Here is a 17,801-nt window from a genome sequence, read left to right on the forward strand (position 1 = left end):
GGACGCCTCCGCCCTCATGGACGCGTTCGGGATAGAGGAGCTGGCGCCCGGCGAGCTCGACCTCACGCCCGGCTGCATCGAAAGGGCCAGGGCCGCGAGGGGCGAGGGGCCGCTGGCGGGATAGGCGGCGGGCCGGGACATGGGCCGGAGGGCCCGTTGCGCTGAGTCCGGAACGGCTGCGCGGCGGGCTGGCGGAGCATGCGGCGGCGGCATGGGGGCACCGGACTCCACAGCCCCTCCACCTGCGGAAACGAAGTGATGGCCAGGTGCCGGGAGCTATTTCCGCGTTGCGCTAGCTGCGGAAACGCGGGGTCCGTTCAGGCTGTTGCGTTGAGATTGAAAATCAACCACACCGAATCAGTACTCGGCACCGAACCCGCGCCCGTCATCGAGGTGACGCCCGTCAATGAGCAGGCCTCCGCACCGGCGATGGCACCGGCCCCCGCACCCGCAGCACCGACCATCCCCGAGGACTTCCCCATCGATTTCGCAACCGAGGTCTTCTGCCCCGGCCCGTTGCTACACCAGCTGTCGACCTATCTCCCCTACGGCGCCGATACCCTCGGCATTGTCGGCGAGTACTACTGGATCGCCCGCGAGCGCGGCACCATCGAGGCCGCGCGAAACCGCGCAAGCTTCCCCCTGCACTATACGCAGGCCGGCGAGCGCCGCGAGGTTACCGTGCGCATCCGCCGCAACACCACCGGCGGTCTCGGAGCCGCCTGGACCATCGATAAAGTCGAAGAACCCGAGCAGTAACGACAAACGGCTCAAATCCAAATCAGGATTTGAGCCGTTTTTATTTGTTGATGTTGCGTAACCAACAGCGAGCGGGCCGCAAGTGCCCCAGGTTGCCGTGAAAGAGGAGCGACGCGTACTTCGGTACGCGAGCGACGGCTTGAACGGCAAGATGGGGTGCTTGCGATCCGCGCAGCGTCGAGCAGTTACGCGGTTTGGAAAACCGCGTAACGATCTAGTCGCGCGTCAGCTTGCGGTGAATACGATGCGGCTGGGCTGCATCCTCGCCCAGGCGCTCGATGCGGTTGGCCTGATAGGCCTCGAAGTTGCCCTCGAACCAATACCAGTTGCCCGGATTCTCGTCGGTGCCCTCCCACGCCAGAATGTGCGTGGCGACGCGGTCCAGGAACATACGGTCGTGGCTAATGACCACCGAGCAGCCCGGGAACTCGAGCAGTGCCGCTTCGAGCGAGGACAGCGTCTCGACGTCGAGGTCGTTCGTGGGCTCGTCGAGGAGCAGCAGGTTGCCGCCCTGCTTGAGCGTAAGCGCCAAGTTCAGACGGTTGCGCTCGCCACCGGAGAGTACGCCAGCGCGCTTCTGCTGGTCCTGGCCCTTAAAGCCAAAGCTCGCCACGTACGCGCGGCTGGGGACCTCGGTCTCGCCGACCATCATGTGGTCCAGGCCATCCGAGACTACCTCCCACAGGTTCTTATCGGGGTCGATGCCAGAACGGTTCTGGTCGACGTAAGAAATCTTGACGGTCTCGCCCACCTCGAGCTCGCCCGAAGTCAGCGGCTCCAGACCCACAATCGTCTTGAACAGTGTGGTCTTACCGACACCGTTGGGGCCGATGACGCCCACGATACCGTTGCGCGGCAGGGTGAACGATAGGTCGTCGATGAGCACACGGCCATCGAACTCCTTGTGCAGGTGATGAGCCTCGAGCACCTTGTTGCCCAGACGCGGGCCCACGGGGATGCGGATGTCGGTCCAGTCGAGCTTCTGGCTTGCGCGGGCCTCGGCCTCCATCTCCTCGTAACGAGCCAGACGGGCCTTGTTCTTGGCCTGGCGAGCCTTGGGCGAGCTGCGTACCCACTCGAGCTCGGCCTCCATGCGCTTGGCGAGCTTGGCGTCGCGGTTGCCCTGCGCCTCGATACGGGCGGCCTTGGTCTCCAGATACGTGGAGTAGTTGCCCTTGTAGGGATAAAGGTGACCGCGGTCGACCTCGCAGATCCACTCGGCAACGTTGTCCAGGAAGTAGCGATCGTGCGTGACGGCAAGCACCGCGCCCTGGTAGTTGTGCAGGAAGTGCTCGAGCCACAGGATCGACTCAGCGTCCAGGTGGTTCGTGGGCTCGTCGAGCAGCAGCAGGTCGGGAGCCTCGAGCAGCAGCTTGCACAGGGCCACGCGACGGCGCTCGCCGCCGGAAAGCACGTTGACCGGCATGTCGGAATCGGGCAGCTGCAGGGCGTCCATGGCCTGGCCGAGCTTGGAATCGATATCCCAGCCGTCGGCGGCGTCGATCTCGTCCTGGAGCTTGCCCATCTCGGCCATGAGGGCGTCCATGTCGCAATCCGGGTCGCACATCTCCTCGCCGATCTTGTTGAAGCGATCGACCTTGGCAATCATGTCGCCAAACGCCATGCGCACGTTCTCGATGACGGTCTTGTCATCGTCGAGCGGCGGCTCCTGCTGCAGGATGCCCACGGTGTAGCCGGGAGTGAGCCTGGCATCGCCGTTGGAGACCTCCTCGATGCCGGCCATAATCTTGAGCAGGGTCGACTTGCCCATGCCGTTGGGACCCACGACGCCGATCTTGGCACCGGGGTAGAAGCTCAGGATCACGTCGTCAAGGATTACCTTGTCGCCATGGGCCTTGCGAGCCTGATACATCTGGTAGATAAACTCCGCCATATGTCTGTTCTATCCTTTCTACCTGCTGTTTCCCTATTCTTGATTCGCTTTAGTGGAAACGAAATGAGGGAACCAGCTCTGAAACGTAACGAAAAAGGGGCATGGTTGCCCACACCCCCTAATACTACCTGGGAAAAGTCCCCCGGAACATACTATGAACTGCGTACGCTAGTTTTCCGCAACCTTAACGAGCGGCTCGCTGCGATTTGCGCCACAACAGATACGAGTAGACGTAGACGGCTCCAACCGAACCAAACGCCAGAACCGCAATCACCGCGGCGACGACTTCACTCGAAAGCACGCTGCCTGCCACGCCCATCACAATCAGGCCAATACCCAGCACCATAAAGCAGGCGCCGCCAAAACGCTGAGTACGGCGCCAGTTCTCGGGATCGGCAAGCGCCCAAGGTGTCTTGATACCGAGCGTATAGTTCTGCTTCACACGCGGCAAGTAGTTGCCTACGCCGATGAATAGCAAACCGACAACACCGGAAATCAGCACGTTAACCGAACCGACCGACGGCACCACGCCCCAGACCGTAAGCTCTCCCAGCCAGCTTATGGCGCACATGAACAAGGTGAAGGCGATTACGAAGCCCTGGTAGAACTTGCCCGAGGTTCGATATGCCTCACCTTTGGGGTCGATGCGCGGCACCATGCGGAACATTGCGAGAAGCGCCAGAGGCAGCACGCCGAGCGCGGAGGCCATCCAGCTAGGACCCCAACCGTCGACGGCGCCGTTCGCGCCCCAGTGCGTGGGAATCTGTGCAGGCAGGCTCGGCATCACCATGAGGTGCGCTACAACATTAATAGCGCAGACCACAACAAACATGGCCCACACGCGCGACGATACCCCCGTGGCGTGAATGCCCTTGTTTTCGTTATTCATCCTTATCACCTTCCGTGTTTGTAAAGCCCATAAACCAACCGATCAAGTCCTGCATGACGGTGGTGTTTAAGCTGTAAACGATGTTTTGGCCATGGCGCTCGTCGGTCACCAACCCGGCGTTTTTGAGCGTCGCCAAGTGACGGCTCAGCGACGGCTTACTGATATCGAAATGCTCGGCAAGCTCCCCCGCCGTGCAATTGCCCTCGCGCAGCAACTCCAAAATGCGCCGTCGCGTTGGATCGGCAAGCGCCTTAAAACCCTCTCCCGGCATAAGACCTCCTCTCATCATCTCTCATGACGTGCACACTATACTCAATATTTAGATGTTTGTCTAACTATCTAATCGCAATGCTTCAAACCACATCAAAGCAAACGCCATCGCAACCTATGGGCGATTACCTATAATGACGATAGCTAAAACACGATTCGCTTCCCCATCGGAGGATATCTATGACCGAAACCACAGCCGCAACTCCCATCGAGACACGCGACACCAAGCTCGAGATTATCATGGGCCGCGAGGCACTCGATAAGCTCGCCGATGCTACGGTGCTAGTGCTCGGCTGCGGAGGCGTGGGCTCCAACTGCTGCGAGGCACTCGCCCGCGGCGGCATCGGTCATTTCGTCATTCTGGATAAGGACATCATCGCGCCCAGTAATATCAATCGCCAGGCCATCGCCTTTCACAGCACCATCGGAAAGCGCAAAGTCGACGTCATGGAGGCTATGATTCACGACATCAACCCTACCGCTACCGTCATCAAACGCACCGAATACCTGCTGAGCGACAACATCGATGATTTCTTCGCGAGCGTTTTGGAGCAGACGGAAGGCAAGATCGACTACGTCGTCGACGCCATCGACACCATCTCGGCCAAGCTCACCATTGCCAAATATGCTCAGGACCACGACATTCGTTTGGTTAGCTCCATGGGCGGGGCCAACAAGCTCCATCCCGAGTGCCTCCGCTTTGCCGACATTTTCGATACGGTACGCGACCCCATGAGCCGCATCATGCGCAAAGAATGCAAGAAGCGCGGAATCAAGAGCCTGCATGTACTGTTTAGCTGCGAGGAATCGGTTAAGACACAGCCCCGCGACCCTTCCAACATCCACGAGCGCACCGAGCTGGGAACCGCCAGCTTTATGCCGCCCATCATGGGCCAGATGATTGCCGGCGAGATTATCCGCCAGATCGGCGGCCGCGGCACTGAGCGCGTACGCTCCGATGGCCAACGTCTGGACTAGCGGAGCGCACCGAGATGGAGCCCCGGTTATTTGATGCACACTGCCATCTTGATTTAATGGCTCACCCGGACGCCGTTGCCGATGAGGCGACGGCGCTGGGCTTGGGTCTATTTGACTGCGGCGTCAATCCGCGCGACTTTTCGGCCGCAAACGAGCGCGCCTGTCGCCAACCAGGCATCATCGCCGGCGTTGGGCTTCACCCCTGGTGGCTCGCCGATGGCCACTGCGGTTTTGTCGAAGTCAATCTGCTTTGCGAAGTTGCTGCCCAAGAACGCTACATCGGCGAAGTCGGACTCGACTTTTCCGCGCGCTTTGCTGGAAGTGAGCCGCTACAAATACAGGCACTTAACCGGCTCTGCGATGCGCTCGTGCAGCATCCTCTTACCGGGCGCGTGATATCAATTCACGCCGTTCGTTCGGCAGGAGCCGTACTGGACGTCCTCGAATCGCATGGACTACTCATCCCAAACCCCGACTCCCCCGTTATCATCTTCCACTGGTTTAGCGGTACTTCGGACGAACTCGTCCGCGCGCGTAATGCGGGCTGTTATTTTTCCGTCAACGAACGCATGCTCGCATCTAAACGAGGACGCGAATACGTACGACAAATTCCACTCGATCGTTTACTGCTCGAGACCGATGCACCAGCGGAGGCAAACGCAGAAATAAGCGCACAGTCACTCATCAGATCGCTCGAAAGCGCCTCAGAACACGTCGCCTCGCTCAAAAAATGCGACGCAAAGCATATTGAGTCGGCGGTTTTAGCGAATGCACACTCTGTTTTTAGCCTTCGCTAACCCCTGTGGTCAAAAAACGTCAAATATGAGTACTGCTAGCGAAATGGATACATTACTCTGAGCTTTCCGACCACCAGAATAATCTACGATTGTCCATTAACTAACACTTTTACAGTCACTCATCCTGCATTTTCGCAATCTTAAACCCCTCCAAACGCTCAAATCACGTCTGAAGGGGTCGATTTTGCTGCGACTAAATTAGTCACAGTACTCATATTTGGCTTTTTTGACCACCGAGTCACGGGAAGGCACCAATACAGCTCCCCGGGACAGCTCGGCTATTCGACGATTGGTGCTCCGTGGCCCCAAGAACCTTCCATGCCGCACACGGTCGAGGCAAACCCGGCAGCAAAGTCGAGCGCGCGCTCGATGGCCTCGGCGCCATCCTCACCGCGCTTGGCGGAATCGAGATAGCACATCAAAAACGAGGTGAGGAACGAGTCGCCCGCCCCCATGGTGTCCTTCATGTCCGTTACCGGTTTAGCCAGCTGGCGGTAATAACGCTCGCCGTCGTAAGCAATGCAGCCCTCGGCGCCCGCCGTAGCCGACACAAAACGCGGACCCAGGCCCTTCACCCATGCCAGACGCTCGCGAATCTCGTCCTCACTCGCGGCATCCGCCGCACTAAAGAAAGCGAAATCGACGTAGGGCGCAATCTGCTCGTAGTACTCGTCGGTAGAGTCGTCCGAAAAGTCAAAAGAGACCGTGACGCCCGCAGCCTTCAACTTGGGCAACTCGCGCTCGGTAAAGCAATAGTTTCCCGAATGAACCACATCGAACTGCTTCATGTACGAAAGGTCAAAGCGATCGAGGACATAGCGCGCATCGCCACGGATACCGCCCTCGTTGGAGCCGAGGAAGACACGGTCACCGTCAACGACGGTCACGCGAGCCGCTCCGTTCTCGCCAATCATCTGCTCGCACTTGTCAAGCTCGATACCCTCATCCTCGAGGCTTGCAATGACATGCTCGGCAGCGGCGTCATTGCCAAAAATGCCCATGTATGCAGAACGTGCGGCACCGCATTTCTTGGCATAAACGGCGAAGTTAACCGCGTTGCCGCCAGGATACATGGTGTGGATATGCTCGTAGCGATCGACGACGTTGTCGCCAAATCCGAGCGCGTTAACGTTAAATGCCATGGCCTTTGTCCCTTCTAGTACTCGACAACACCCATATAGCGACGGAAATCGGGATCGTGATCAAACACCTTGCCGCGTGCGGCACGCAGCTCGCAGTTCATGGCGTAGAACAGCACCGGGTCCAGATAGGCACGGACGCTCGCCGGCACGGCTTCCATACCGTACTCCTTGGCATCGAGCACCATCAGCGTATCGGTATGCGTCTTAAGGAACGCCAGGGCGCGCTCGTCCATAGCACGGCACTCGCTGGAGCCCATCTGCAGGAAGTAAAAAACGCCATCCTGAGTAGCCTCGAAGGGGCCATGGAAGTACTCGGCAGAGTGGATGTAGCTGCAGTGCTGCCACTGCATCTCCATAAGAGAGCAGATAGCGAAACCGTAGGTCTGGCTAAAGTTGGGACCGCTGCCCAGAATATAGAAGAACTCGTGCTCCTGGCAAAGCTTGGCAAAGCGATCGCCCAGCTCGGCATTTACCTTCTCGCGTGCCGGGGGAAGAATCTTATCCATCTCGGCGATACCTGCATACATATCGGCAAGATCGGCGTAGCCCTCCTGCTGATCGAGCAGCTCTGCCGCAAGAGACAGCGAAATGCCAGCGGGGACCTCGGCCTGCGGCACACCCTCGCCCCATGGGTAGACCCACGTGGTCCACTTGCCGGAGTCGATCTTGGATCCAGCGTTGTCGGTCTGGGCGATCACAGTAGCGCCGGCGGCAAGGGCAATCTCGCAGCCCTCGACGACCTCCGGGGTATTGCCACTGTGGCTGCAAGCGATGACCAGGGACTTCTCGCCCAGACGACGCGGACGCATGATATCAAACTCGCGAGCCGTATAGATATACGAAGTGAAGGTGGTTGCCTCGCGCTGCAGAAGCTCATGAGCCGGAATCAAATCGATCATGGAGCCACCGCAAGCAATCCAGTAGACGCTGTCGAACTTGCCCTTCTCGGCAATTGCCTCTTTGATCAGATCGTGTGCGTTCATATCCAGTTCCTTTCTTATTTGGCCCGCAATCAATGACGTTGGTTGCGTGGCCGATGGTTGTTTTAGTCAATCAGATATTTCTCGAATGCGGCCATGTTCTTGGCATCTGCCGCCGCCGGGTCATCGTAGTAACGACCGTCCGTGATTTCCTGGCCCAGCATGCCGTCGAAACCATGGGCGTTGAGCGTGGCGACGAAGGCGTCCATATCGTGCTTGCCATCGCCCCACACCAGATGGCCATACGGGTCACCGTCGATAAAGTGCATCTCGTGAATTGCCCCATCACCAAAGGCGGCAAACCAGTCCTCGAGCGTCTCGCCTGCAACGCCCATCGCGGTTGTATCAACCATGGGCTGTAAGTACGGGCTCGCGACCTCGTCAATCATGCGCTTCGCATCGGAAACCGTCGTCACAAGGTTGCTCTCCTCGGGACGCAGGCTTTCCATCGTAAGCACCAGACCGTGCTCGCCGGCATACTCCGCCAGAATGGACAAGTGCTCGCGGCTGCGCTTCCAGGCTTCCTCGCGGTCCTCGTCCCAGTCGCCCCAGCCCGAGTTGATGGACATACGGTCGCACCCAAGTACCTCGGCAAGCTCAATGCCGTGCTTAAAGTACGCCAGGCTGCGCTGTTCATGCAGCGGTTTGCGTGCGCAATACTGCCAAGGATAGACAACATTCTCGGGGCACAGAGTACGATACCTAAGCCCACGGTCTGCAGCCTTTTTCGCCAAGACCTCAGCCTCAAAGTAGCCCGTATGGTCGAGCGTCACATGCGGCTCTGCACACCACAGCTCAATGGACTCAAAGCCCAAGCGCTGCTGCACATCAAGGAAGTAATCGAACGACCACATGATGTAGTGGATATTCATGCCCGCAATCTGTTCGCGGTGCAGCGTCGGTTTGGATTCAGACATCTTATGCCTCCTTATTTCGATCGAACACGATTTGTCCGTCCGACATCGTCATATCAACCGCAAGATCGCGTGCGTCGCGATAATCGAGGTCGAACACATCCCGATCGAGCACGCAGATATCGGCAAGCTTGCCAACCTCAAGCGTACCCAGCTCGTCTTCGCGCATCAGATCGTACGCGCCCCCGGCAGTCCAAGCGCGCAAGAGCTCGACAAGCGTCAGCGTGTTGACCTCATTCACGGGCAGTCCGTCGGCGAAGAATCCGCCGCACGCGCTGTAGATTGACTCGCCCAGGCTCGGAATCAGCAGCGGCAGATCCGTGCCGCAGCACACTGTGCATCCGGAATCTTCCATGCCGCGGCGATTCCAGCTGTGCAAAAGTCGCGTCTCGCCAATTTGTCGACGCATCATCGACAGGCAATCCTCGCGCCGGTCCAGCGTCAGAATCTGCGGATAGACCTCGCAAATTCCACCTAACTTGCCAAACTCGACAAGATCGGTCGGGTCAGAGTTCTCGAGATCGGTAATCGCATGGCGGCGAAGCATCCGTCCATGCTCGTCTCGAGGCAGCGAGGCATAGAGTGCCACGGTGCGACGAACGGCGCCATCGCCCTGGCAATGCAAGGAATATCGGAAGCCGCCAGCATCAATTGCACGCAACTCGTTCTCAATCAGATCCCACTCTGGCTCCTCGACGACCGTCTTGCCGGCAGCGCCCGCAGCGGCCGTGTCCTCATAGGGGTCTATCATCTCGGCAAGCCCCACCCATACGCCGCGATCGGTCATACGGTTGAAGCCAGAAAAACGAACGAACGGTCCCCGGAAGCGCTCTCGCGCCTCGCGGGCATATGCCAGATTTGCACCGGCGCCCACCGGCTGCGACATCATAGAGACGCGAACCGTCAGCTCACCAGATTCCTCACGGCGAGCCATTTCGTCGGCAAAGCCGTAGTAGTCATCAAACGCCATTTCCTTGATGGCGGTAACGCCGCGCTCGTTAAGCATGCTCATGTAGTCCGAATACCCGGCACGCACCTCGGGCAGCGCGAGGAAATCGCTTATCATGCGCCAGATCTTCTCGGCATAGCACGCCTGGGGTGTAAAGCCGTATCGCGCACTGGCGGCAGCATTGAGAACGCAGGTCTCCGCTCCCGGTGTAAAGCAGACGACGGGGATATCGCCAAAACAATCGTCAAACACAGCTGCCGTATTTGCGTTCTCGGCATCCGATGCCAACGTTTCGGGTAGGTTGTGGCCAAAAGCCGCCGCGCAATCCGGATGATCTTCTTTCCATGCACGCAAGAGCGACACGGCCTCTTTGGCATCATCGATGCCGGACAGATCAGACCCCAACGTCCGCAGCGCCCAACCTGTATAGAAGGTATGCACATCGATCAGGCCGGGCATGACAGTGCGGTCGCCCAGGTCAACTACCTCGTCCGCCTGGGTCAAATACGAAGCTACCTCACACTTGGTGCCAACAGCCTCAATTCGATTGCCACGGACCGCTACGAAACCTTCAAACGGCAGGTCCCCCGTACCGGTAAAGACGCTCTTAGACGTCAGGACCGTCAAACGATCAGACATCACAACCACCTACACCGGAAGCATGCCAGAGATTGCCGTTACGATCAGGCCAAAGACGACCATGAAAATGAAGAACTTCCAAATGGTCTTCCACCATTGGCCAAACGAAATCCTAGCCACGGCAAGGCCGGCGACCGTCATGCCCGCCACGGGGCTGATGGTGTTGATGGTCTGGTTAGCAAACTGAAGCGCGGTGACGGCCGCCTCGGGATTGAGGCCCATGAGCTCGGTCAGGGGGCCCATAACGGGCATGGTGAGCGCCGCCAGGCCAGAACTCGAGGGAACCAGCAAAGAGAGCAGGCCAAGGACGATATACATAAACGTGGTGTAGACGGCGGCGGGTGCACCGGCAAGCGCGGTAGCGAGCGCCTGGAGGATGGTGTCGATGATCATGCCGCCCTCGGCGATGACCAGAATACCGCGAGCGATACCGATAACGATGGCAGCGTACGCAAAGTCGGCGAGACCCTTAACGAACTCCTCTGCGATCGTCTGCTGGTCAAGGCCGCCCAGGATACCGGCAAGCAAGCCCATGCCAAGGAACACGGCGGAAATCTCATTCATGTACCAGCCCTGGGTAACAAGACCCCAGACGATAATGCCCATACCGCAAGCAAAATCGATAAGCACGAGCTTCTGACGGATAGTGAACTCTTCCTCGATGGAGGCATCGGTCACGGAAAACTCAATACGCTTGAGCTTATCGTCCTCGTACACAATGGACGACTCGGGGTTTTTCTTGACGCGCATGGCGTAGCGCATGGCCCATGCGATACCGACGGCAGTGAAGATGACCCAAGAAACGGCGCGCAGCCACAGTTGCGGATTACCCTCGATGCCAATGATGCCTTGGGCGATCAAAACATTAAACGGGTCGATGGTCGAAGCACAATATCCCAGGTTAGGACCAAGGAAGCAGATGATGAATGCCGTCATCGAGTCATAACCGATACCCATCATGATGGGAATGAAGATGGCATAGAACGGCAGGGCTTCCTCAGACATGCCAAACGTAGTGCCACAAATGGACAGCAATGTCATCGTGATGGGAATGATGAGGATGTCCTTGTTCTTGAGCTTTTTAATCACACGGCTCATGCCGGCATTCAAAGCGTTGGTCTTGGTGATGATCGCGAACGATCCGCCAATCAATAAGACGAACGCAACGACGTCGGCAGCCTCTTGGATACCCTTGGTGGGCGCTTGCAGAACCGCGAAGATATCCTGGCCCAGATTGATGGTCTCGCCGGTCTCGGAATCGGTGTAGTTCTTATCGACCTGTTCATAGGTTCCAGCAACGGCGACTTCACGCTCGCCCGCTGCTGTCGAAATCGTCTTGCGCTGATACTGACCAGAGGGAACGATCCAAGTCAGGACCGCAAAGACAACGATCAGCAAGAACATGATCGTATAGACATGCGGTAATTTGAACTTTAAACGTCTGTTTGTCTTCTTCGCCTTCGTATCTGACATAGATACCTCCAAAGAACTCGAGACTGCATCGCATCTCGCTTCAACGTTTGCACAATGCAAACGTTCTATGACGTCCCATAGATTACCAGCAGCTTTTTCCTTCATCAAGATAATTTCAAACTGATTGCCGCAACACGGTTGAACGGTTGCGTTCGCGCCGTGAACGGTATGGAAACGCCCGGTGAGATGATCCACCGGGCGCTTCCATTCGCAATGTCCTAGATGTCAAAAACGTAGCGAGACCCAACGATCCGCTGACGACCGATGATAAACGGCCGCCGCTGCTCATCGAAAAAGAAGGCTTCCATATAAAACAAGGGTTCGCCAACGGGAACTGCCAACAGCCGAGCGACCTCGGGCGACGCGCACGCGATCTCGAGCGTGCACGGGTCGGTAAACGCGGGCGTGCGGCCCGTTCGGTTGCGCACGAACTCAAAAATTGATTGGTTAGATAGAGGTGCCGTTGATAGATAGGCGTTGTCCTCGTAAACGTATATGTTGTTCTCGAGCATGACGGGGACTCCATCGGCAGTACGTACACGCTCAACGCAAATCAAATCAGTTCCAACGGGAACACCAAAGAACTGCGCTTCGGTAGAATCTGCCGGCAGTATCTTTCTCGAAATGACGCACGCCCCCGGCTCCATTCCGTTAACGCGGCATGCGTCCGAAAAACTCTGGACGTCATCCTTCTGGCGAATCTTGCGCTTAAGCTTGGGGGCATTGACAAACGTGCCTTTCCCCTGCCGCTTCGTTAGATAGCCCTGCTGGACGAGCTCCTCAATAGCGCGTCGCACGGTAACGCGGCCAACTTTATAGCTCTCAGCCAATTCGAATTCGTTGGGTATCCGCGCGCCCGCCTTGTAGGCACCGGAGTTGATTTCGTTTTTAATGATATCAATAACCTGTTGGTACAGCGGTATCGCTGCTTTACCATCAGTTAGCCCTTCAGTCGGTGGCATATACCCTCTCCCAGCACAATTAAGTCTAAAACGGGCTTAAGGGCATTCAGCAAGTCCTTAAGCCCGCATTAGCATAAAGTATGCTTGCTGCCGCACCAAAATGTCGGGTATTTACTCATCAGACCCGAAAAACGCGCAACTACCGCGCTCCTAAGAAAGCGCGAGCAGCTCCGGCAGCTGGTCGATAATCTTGTCCGCGGCATCCTGGCTAAAACCAAAGCGCTCCTCGCGCTTGGCAATGACTGTCAGGCCGGCTCGCTTGCCGGCAGTGATGCCAGGCACCGAATCCTCGACGCAGCAGCAGCGATTCGCGGGCAGCCCCAGCAGGTCCAGCGCATGCAGGTAGATGTCGGGCTCGGGCTTGCTCTCCTTAAACTGCTCGCCGCTCACCACATACTCAAAGGCATCCGACAACCCGCACGCATTGAGCACTTCCTCGATGCTATTCATGGGAGACGAGCTGGCAAGCGCCACGCGAACGCCGCGGCGCGGCAGCTCTCGAATCGTATCCACGGCGCCTGGGTTAATCAAAGCCTGATAGTCGCGCGGACGCTTATGCGCCCACTCATCCCAACGGGCCAACGCTTCCTCGCCAGTTAAATGCCCCTTACCGGCGCGCTCAAACCAATCGACCAGCATACGCAGGAAGAACTGATGCGAGGTACCAACCTGCCCGTTCAACTCCTCTTGAGTCAGGTTAAGCCCAAGCTCCTTGGCAAACGCGGCAGTCTCGCCCAGGTAGTAATACTCGGTATCGACAATCACGCCGTCCATGTCAAAGATAACGGCGTCGAACGGAAATGCGGACACGGCACCCTCCCTAACAAAAGGGCGCCCGCAAGCAGACGCCCGAACCATGCACTATCGGCGATTCTAACCCAGCAGCTTATCCAGCGCCACCGCAATGCCGTCTTCGTTGTTATTGGCGGTCACCATCTGGGCTACAGCCTTAACCTCATCGACGGCGTTGCCCATGGCAACACCGGTGCCGGCCCACTCAATCATGGACTTGTCGTTCTGGCCGTCGCCAAACGAGACGACCTCGCTGGCATCGATGCCGAGCTTGGGCAGGGCACCCTCGAGCGCGCGGGCCTTGTCGATACCAGGCGCCGTGTACTCAAAGTACCAGTCGGCCGTAAACATGCCCGAAAGCGTCTGCTTAAAGGGCGTATACATCTCCTCGTAATGCGCCTGCAGGTATGCCGGGTCGCCCGCAGTGAGTAGCTTGTCCACGGGATAAGCATCAGCGACCTCATGCAGGCTCTCCACCTCGCGAATCTTAAGGTCGCAGGCATCGCGCTCGTATTTGACGATATTCTTCTGCGAGCCGTCCGGCAGTGTAATCATGCAGCGATACGAGTCCTCTACATGCAGGTCACGCCCGAGCGAGATCATGGGGATCACATCATAGTTTTGCAGATGATCAATCAGACGGTGCAGCTCGTCAGCCGGCATGGCCTGGTCAAAAAGAACCTCATCGGTCTGAGCGTCGACCACATGCGCGCCATTGAAAGCGACTAGCAGACCATCATGGTTTTGAAGGTCGAGCTCCTGCGCCAGAGCATGTAGTCCCCATGCGGGACGGCCAGAAGCCAAAATGAGCTTAATGCCCGACTCCTGCGCCGCGAGCAGCTTTTCGCGCGTACGCGGGCTGATCACCTTCTGATCGTTGGTGAGCGTACCATCGATATCCATTGCGATGGCTTTAATTGCCATATGTGCCTCCTTGCATCGTTTTTATCGCGCACTATCTTATCCGAGCCGGGGCACGTTCGCACGGCGCGCGTATGACGGTTGCAAAACCACCCCATTTGAAACAAAGACAAAAAAGTACTTGCAAAGACGCGTTCCGACATATAAGTTGATAAAAGACCGCCGTTGCGGTTTTAAGTAGATCGAGCATATGAAGTTTGAGTTTTAGCGTGTAAGAGAAGGAAGATCGGCAAAGTACAACCCCAAACGCAATGACAACTTAATGAGGTAACTGCCACATGTGAGGCACCCAGGGCATTGCTGTCTCGATTTTGAGCACGATGCCTTCCGCCTTGCATGGGCCGTTCCATCCCGCCCCTGCAGCAACTGCCTCACGGGCTCATTGAAAACCGCATAGCACCCCAACGTCAGCACATCACCCACGGCAAGCACATCACTCACGACAACCAACACATCAACAAACAGCACGAACATCAACCGATTGGAGAAGCTATGACAAACCACCACGCTGAAGACGGCGATAAGAAAAGCATTCTGGATGCCCGCATTGAGCGAGCATATGCAAACGAATATGACGCCGCCTTTGCCGCCGCGACCATCAAGAACTACGCGTCGCTACCGCTCGCGACGATCTTGGCCGATCACCCTCAACTGCTGAAGCGCTGCACAAAGATCATGGGCGACCCCGACATTCGCAAGCTGACAGACCCCTATGCCCCAAAACGCGACAACGATTCGCACGTTCTTACCGTAGGCTGCCTAGCCCATATGCTTACGGCGCTCGACACGAAACTCAAGCTCGAATGGGAACCCGACGAGCGTCATGAACTCGAAAGCAAGCGGAACACCCTGCGCACCGCACTGTTCCTTCCGTTGGACGGCCTCAAGCGCTGCAACGTCGAGCTCAATACACAGGCGCGGCAAAAGCCCGGGACCACGGGGCAGAAAACTCCAAGACCCCATGCGGCCATCGTCGACCGCAACCGATATAACCACATGACCGCGCACTTTTCCGCCGAGGGAGCAGCCATAAGGACGCTGGTCGACCTGCTGTGCCTCCTGAGCATCAACGAGCTATTTGAGGGCTATCTCGCCCTTGTTCCCGCGACGGCGCCCAAGTCGGTAGCAAAGATCATCGAGACCTGCAGACGCCAGTTTGAGCGCCATCGCAATGGCAGCGAGATGAACGCCAGCATCGCGCAGTACTACGCGGCTCATTACAAAAATGACGGATGTGCCCCTGTCGAGCATCAGCTGCGGCTCGCCTACACCACGCCCACCGCAACGCTCCATCGCTTTGGAGCCCTTGGCGCTTGCGAGCCGCACGAACAGGCAGCCTGTCCCACAACCGAGCTCGATCTCAGGCTTGGACGAACCCTGTAGCCCGCCAGCCCCTCCGCGGGCAACAATCCTATTCCACAACACAACCAACAGAAAGGAGTCCTCATGGACACCAATCACTCCCCCATCATCAGCCCCCTCACCATGCGTGAATCCGCCCGAGGTATCACGCTCACCAGCATTTACGATGAGATGCTCGCCCGTCGCGAGCTCTCCGTCATGGGAAACATCAAAACCCCGATGGCCCACGACCTATGCCAGCAGATCCGCCTGCTCGATGCCACCGACCCCAGCCGCCCCATCACCATATTTGTCGCCAGCGCCGGCGGAAGCGTGCGATCGGGTCTTGCGATCTATGACGCCATGCGCCTCGCATCGTGCCCCATCCGCACTGTCTGCCTGGAATTCGCCGCGTCCATGGGCGCTGTGATCTTTATGGGCGGCGACGATCGCCGTATGGCGCCCCATGCAGAGCTCATGATTCACGACCCACTGATCCCCCAGGGGGCAGGCGGCTCGGCACTTGCGCTGCAGGAAACCAGCCGGCGTCTCATGCAGACCCGCAAGACCCTCACGCAAATCCTCTCGGACCGCAGCGGCCTCACGCCCAAGCGCATCCAGTCCCTCACTGCAAAAGACACCTACCTTTCGGCCGAGCGCGCCGTCGAGCTCGGCTTTGCCCACGAAATCCTCTCGACCACCAAGGAGGTCGCCCATGTCTAACCTCACCAGCCGCCTCGCCGCATCTGAGTCCGCATCGTCCACCATCCTCGCCAAGGATCGAACGCTTTCCTGCGACACCCGCCAAACGGGACTCAACAACAACGCACTTGTGATCGGCCCCTCGGGAGCCGGCAAGACCCGAAACGTCCTCAAGCCCAACCTGCTGCAAATGAACGCAAGCTACATCGTGCTCGACACCAAAGGCACGCTCTGTCGCGAAGTGGGACCCGTGCTGGCAGCCCACGGCTACCGCGTGCAATGTCTCAACTTCGCCGACCTCAACACCGTCCCGGCCCTTGCGCCCGGCATCGAGCGCTGCGGCTACAACCCCCTGAGGCACATTCGCCGCAAGGCGGACGGCAGGCCCAACCAGCAGGACATCCTCTCGGTGGCAAAGGCCATCTGCCCCATCGAGGACAACAACCAGCCTTTTTGGGATCATGCGGCGGCAAACCTGCTGTCGTGTCTTATCGCCTACGTCACCGAACAGCTACCCGCCGACGAGCAGACGATCAGCTCGGTCATCAAGCTGATCGAGCACCTGCAGGACGGTGCCACGGGTCGATTGTTTGACGATCTGATCACGACCGACCCCCAAAGCTATGCCCTCTCGCTATGGCGGCGCTACGCCATTACGCAAAATGCCGAGCGCATGCACGCGAGCATCGTCGGCATCCTTGCCGAAAAGGTCATGTGTCTGGGATTCGACGGTGCGGCACAGCTCTATCGTGAGCGCCATCAGGTGGACTTCGCTTCCATGGGACACACCCCCTGCGCCCTGTTTGTAACCGTGAGCGATATTGACCGCAATCTCGATCCGCTGACCGGCCTCTTTATTACGCAGGCGTTTATGGGCCTCATTCGCGAAGCCGATAGGCAGCACGACGGCAGCCTGCCCGTGCCCGTGCGCTTTATGCTCGATGACTTCGCAAATCTGCAGATCCCTCAGATCGACAACGTGCTCTCGATTATCCGAAGCCGCAACATCTGGGCAACGCTGCTATTGCAGTCGACCAATCAGCTCGATGCGCTCTATGGCGAGGCACGCGCACGCTCCATCATGGGCAACTGCGACACGCATCTGGTGCTGGCGTTCCAGGATCCCGAGAGTGCCCGGGTGTTTTCCGACCGCGCCGACGCGCTGCCCAGCACGCTCATGGCGACGCCGATCGATCGCTCGTGGCTCTTTGTGCGCGGTCGCACTCCCGAACAGGTCGAGCGCTTTAGGCTCGAAGACCATCCGCTCTACGGGGAGCTGCCCGAGGCGCAGCGAGACCATGCGGAGGCCGAGATCTAGGCGCAGGGTTCTCGCGGCGCGCGGCGCCCCAGCGATGTTCCACAAAGGCCGTGCGCCCCGGGACTACGGCAAAGCAAAGGG

At 58.1% G+C, this 17,801-nt stretch carries 17 protein-coding genes; 6 read left to right on the forward strand and 11 right to left on the reverse strand.

The annotated features are described in order from the left end of the window. The first annotated feature begins 330 nt into the window (after window positions 1-330). Window positions 331-759 carry a hypothetical protein gene (locus HMPREF9463_RS10545; RefSeq protein ID WP_148334231.1) on the forward strand — a complete coding sequence of 143 codons (429 nt, stop codon included), beginning with the start codon at window positions 331-333 and terminating at the stop codon, window positions 757-759. A 214-nt stretch (window positions 760-973) separates the two neighbouring features. Here the strand turns inward: HMPREF9463_RS10545 and ettA are convergent, their stop codons facing one another. The 3 genes from ettA to HMPREF9463_RS09555 all read right to left on the reverse strand — a co-directional run bounded on the left by ettA (window position 974) and on the right by HMPREF9463_RS09555 (window position 3,813). Then, the gene (gene ettA / locus HMPREF9463_RS09545) at window positions 974-2,653 is read right to left on the reverse strand and encodes an energy-dependent translational throttle protein EttA (RefSeq protein WP_035138842.1); all 1,680 of its coding nucleotides are present in this window, start codon (window positions 2,651-2,653) and stop codon (window positions 974-976) included. 184 nt (window positions 2,654-2,837) lie between these two features. Next, window positions 2,838-3,542 (reverse strand): SdpI family protein, encoded by a 705-nt coding sequence (locus tag HMPREF9463_RS09550; protein WP_035138843.1) that lies wholly within the window; start codon window positions 3,540-3,542, stop codon window positions 2,838-2,840. Continuing rightward, entirely contained in the window at window positions 3,535-3,813 is a 279-nt protein-coding gene (locus HMPREF9463_RS09555; RefSeq protein ID WP_035138844.1) for an autorepressor SdpR family transcription factor, read from the reverse strand. Before HMPREF9463_RS09555 ends, HMPREF9463_RS09550 begins: the two co-directional genes overlap by 8 nt. 179 nt (window positions 3,814-3,992) lie before the next feature. Between HMPREF9463_RS09555 and HMPREF9463_RS09560 the strand changes: the two genes are divergently transcribed. Both HMPREF9463_RS09560 and HMPREF9463_RS09565 read left to right on the forward strand, forming a co-directional pair. Further along, complete coding sequence (locus HMPREF9463_RS09560; RefSeq protein ID WP_035138845.1) at window positions 3,993-4,790, forward strand: tRNA threonylcarbamoyladenosine dehydratase; 798 nt, start codon at window positions 3,993-3,995, stop codon at window positions 4,788-4,790. Window positions 4,791-4,804: 14 nt separating this feature from the next. Continuing rightward, window positions 4,805-5,587: a TatD family hydrolase gene (locus HMPREF9463_RS09565; protein ID WP_035138846.1), complete on the forward strand. Its 783-nt coding sequence runs from the start codon at window positions 4,805-4,807 to the stop codon at window positions 5,585-5,587. 278 nt (window positions 5,588-5,865) lie between these two features. On the opposite strand, the gene HMPREF9463_RS09570 is transcribed toward HMPREF9463_RS09565, so the two are convergent. The 8 genes from HMPREF9463_RS09570 to HMPREF9463_RS09605 form a co-directional block, all read right to left on the reverse strand. Further along, window positions 5,866-6,729, reverse strand: a complete 864-nt coding sequence (locus tag HMPREF9463_RS09570; protein WP_035138847.1) for a PfkB family carbohydrate kinase — start codon at window positions 6,727-6,729, stop codon at window positions 5,866-5,868. Between the two features lie 14 nt (window positions 6,730-6,743). Continuing rightward, window positions 6,744-7,712 (reverse strand): SIS domain-containing protein, encoded by a 969-nt coding sequence (locus tag HMPREF9463_RS09575; protein WP_022094440.1) that lies wholly within the window; start codon window positions 7,710-7,712, stop codon window positions 6,744-6,746. A gap of 62 nt (window positions 7,713-7,774) precedes the next feature. Continuing rightward, window positions 7,775-8,626, reverse strand: coding sequence for a sugar phosphate isomerase/epimerase family protein (locus HMPREF9463_RS09580; protein WP_035138848.1), 852 nt, complete (start codon window positions 8,624-8,626; stop codon window positions 7,775-7,777). A gap of 1 nt (window position 8,627) precedes the next feature. Further along, the gene (locus HMPREF9463_RS09585) at window positions 8,628-10,211 is read right to left on the reverse strand and encodes an amidohydrolase (RefSeq protein WP_035138849.1); all 1,584 of its coding nucleotides are present in this window, start codon (window positions 10,209-10,211) and stop codon (window positions 8,628-8,630) included. Window positions 10,212-10,220: 9 nt separating this feature from the next. Further along, window positions 10,221-11,684, reverse strand: coding sequence for a YfcC family protein (locus HMPREF9463_RS09590; RefSeq protein ID WP_035138850.1), 1,464 nt, complete (start codon window positions 11,682-11,684; stop codon window positions 10,221-10,223). Between the two features lie 218 nt (window positions 11,685-11,902). Next, window positions 11,903-12,646: a GntR family transcriptional regulator gene (locus HMPREF9463_RS09595; RefSeq protein WP_035138851.1), complete on the reverse strand. Its 744-nt coding sequence runs from the start codon at window positions 12,644-12,646 to the stop codon at window positions 11,903-11,905. A 150-nt stretch (window positions 12,647-12,796) separates the two neighbouring features. Further along, complete coding sequence (locus HMPREF9463_RS09600; protein WP_035138853.1) at window positions 12,797-13,456, reverse strand: HAD family hydrolase; 660 nt, start codon at window positions 13,454-13,456, stop codon at window positions 12,797-12,799. Window positions 13,457-13,519: 63 nt separating this feature from the next. Continuing rightward, a complete protein-coding gene (locus HMPREF9463_RS09605; protein WP_035138855.1) occupies window positions 13,520-14,362 on the reverse strand; it encodes a Cof-type HAD-IIB family hydrolase in 843 nt (280 codons plus the stop codon). Window positions 14,363-14,695: 333 nt separating this feature from the next. Here HMPREF9463_RS09605 and HMPREF9463_RS09610 point away from each other — a divergent pair, with 333 nt between their 5' ends. The 3 genes from HMPREF9463_RS09610 (at window position 14,696) to HMPREF9463_RS09620 (ending at window position 17,720) form a co-directional block, all read left to right on the forward strand. Continuing rightward, on the forward strand, window positions 14,696-15,742 hold the full coding sequence (locus HMPREF9463_RS09610) for a hypothetical protein (protein WP_148334232.1): 1,047 nt from the start codon (window positions 14,696-14,698) through the stop codon (window positions 15,740-15,742). Window positions 15,743-15,805: 63 nt separating this feature from the next. Beyond that, a complete protein-coding gene (locus tag HMPREF9463_RS09615; RefSeq protein WP_035138857.1) occupies window positions 15,806-16,423 on the forward strand; it encodes an ATP-dependent Clp protease proteolytic subunit in 618 nt (205 codons plus the stop codon). Continuing rightward, window positions 16,416-17,720 carry a VirD4-like conjugal transfer protein, CD1115 family gene (locus HMPREF9463_RS09620; protein WP_035138858.1) on the forward strand — a complete coding sequence of 435 codons (1,305 nt, stop codon included), beginning with the start codon at window positions 16,416-16,418 and terminating at the stop codon, window positions 17,718-17,720. Before HMPREF9463_RS09615 ends, HMPREF9463_RS09620 begins: the two co-directional genes overlap by 8 nt. The last annotated feature ends 81 nt before the right edge of the window (window positions 17,721-17,801 follow it).

The sequence above is a fragment of the Collinsella sp. 4_8_47FAA genome (assembly GCF_000763055.1).
Classification (GTDB): domain Bacteria; phylum Actinomycetota; class Coriobacteriia; order Coriobacteriales; family Coriobacteriaceae; genus Collinsella.

What these genes read in the sequence shown, in the direction of transcription:
- ettA (WP_035138842.1), bottom strand. Translation starts at nt 2,653, where the DNA reads ATGGCGGAGTTTATCTACCAGATGTATCAGGCTCGCAAGGCCCATGGC.
- HMPREF9463_RS09550 (WP_035138843.1), bottom strand. Translation starts at nt 3,542, where the DNA reads ATGAATAACGAAAACAAGGGCATTCACGCCACGGGGGTATCGTCGCGC.
- HMPREF9463_RS09555 (WP_035138844.1), bottom strand. Translation starts at nt 3,813, where the DNA reads ATGCCGGGAGAGGGTTTTAAGGCGCTTGCCGATCCAACGCGACGGCGC.
- HMPREF9463_RS09560 (WP_035138845.1), top strand. Translation starts at nt 3,993, where the DNA reads ATGACCGAAACCACAGCCGCAACTCCCATCGAGACACGCGACACCAAG.
- HMPREF9463_RS09565 (WP_035138846.1), top strand. Translation starts at nt 4,805, where the DNA reads ATGGAGCCCCGGTTATTTGATGCACACTGCCATCTTGATTTAATGGCT.
- HMPREF9463_RS09570 (WP_035138847.1), bottom strand. Translation starts at nt 6,729, where the DNA reads ATGGCATTTAACGTTAACGCGCTCGGATTTGGCGACAACGTCGTCGAT.
- HMPREF9463_RS09575 (WP_022094440.1), bottom strand. Translation starts at nt 7,712, where the DNA reads ATGAACGCACACGATCTGATCAAAGAGGCAATTGCCGAGAAGGGCAAG.
- HMPREF9463_RS09580 (WP_035138848.1), bottom strand. Translation starts at nt 8,626, where the DNA reads ATGTCTGAATCCAAACCGACGCTGCACCGCGAACAGATTGCGGGCATG.
- HMPREF9463_RS09585 (WP_035138849.1), bottom strand. Translation starts at nt 10,211, where the DNA reads ATGTCTGATCGTTTGACGGTCCTGACGTCTAAGAGCGTCTTTACCGGT.
- HMPREF9463_RS09590 (WP_035138850.1), bottom strand. Translation starts at nt 11,684, where the DNA reads ATGTCAGATACGAAGGCGAAGAAGACAAACAGACGTTTAAAGTTCAAA.
- HMPREF9463_RS09595 (WP_035138851.1), bottom strand. Translation starts at nt 12,646, where the DNA reads ATGCCACCGACTGAAGGGCTAACTGATGGTAAAGCAGCGATACCGCTG.
- HMPREF9463_RS09605 (WP_035138855.1), bottom strand. Translation starts at nt 14,362, where the DNA reads ATGGCAATTAAAGCCATCGCAATGGATATCGATGGTACGCTCACCAAC.
- HMPREF9463_RS09610 (WP_148334232.1), top strand. Translation starts at nt 14,696, where the DNA reads ATGGGCCGTTCCATCCCGCCCCTGCAGCAACTGCCTCACGGGCTCATT.
- HMPREF9463_RS09615 (WP_035138857.1), top strand. Translation starts at nt 15,806, where the DNA reads ATGGACACCAATCACTCCCCCATCATCAGCCCCCTCACCATGCGTGAA.
- HMPREF9463_RS09620 (WP_035138858.1), top strand. Translation starts at nt 16,416, where the DNA reads ATGTCTAACCTCACCAGCCGCCTCGCCGCATCTGAGTCCGCATCGTCC.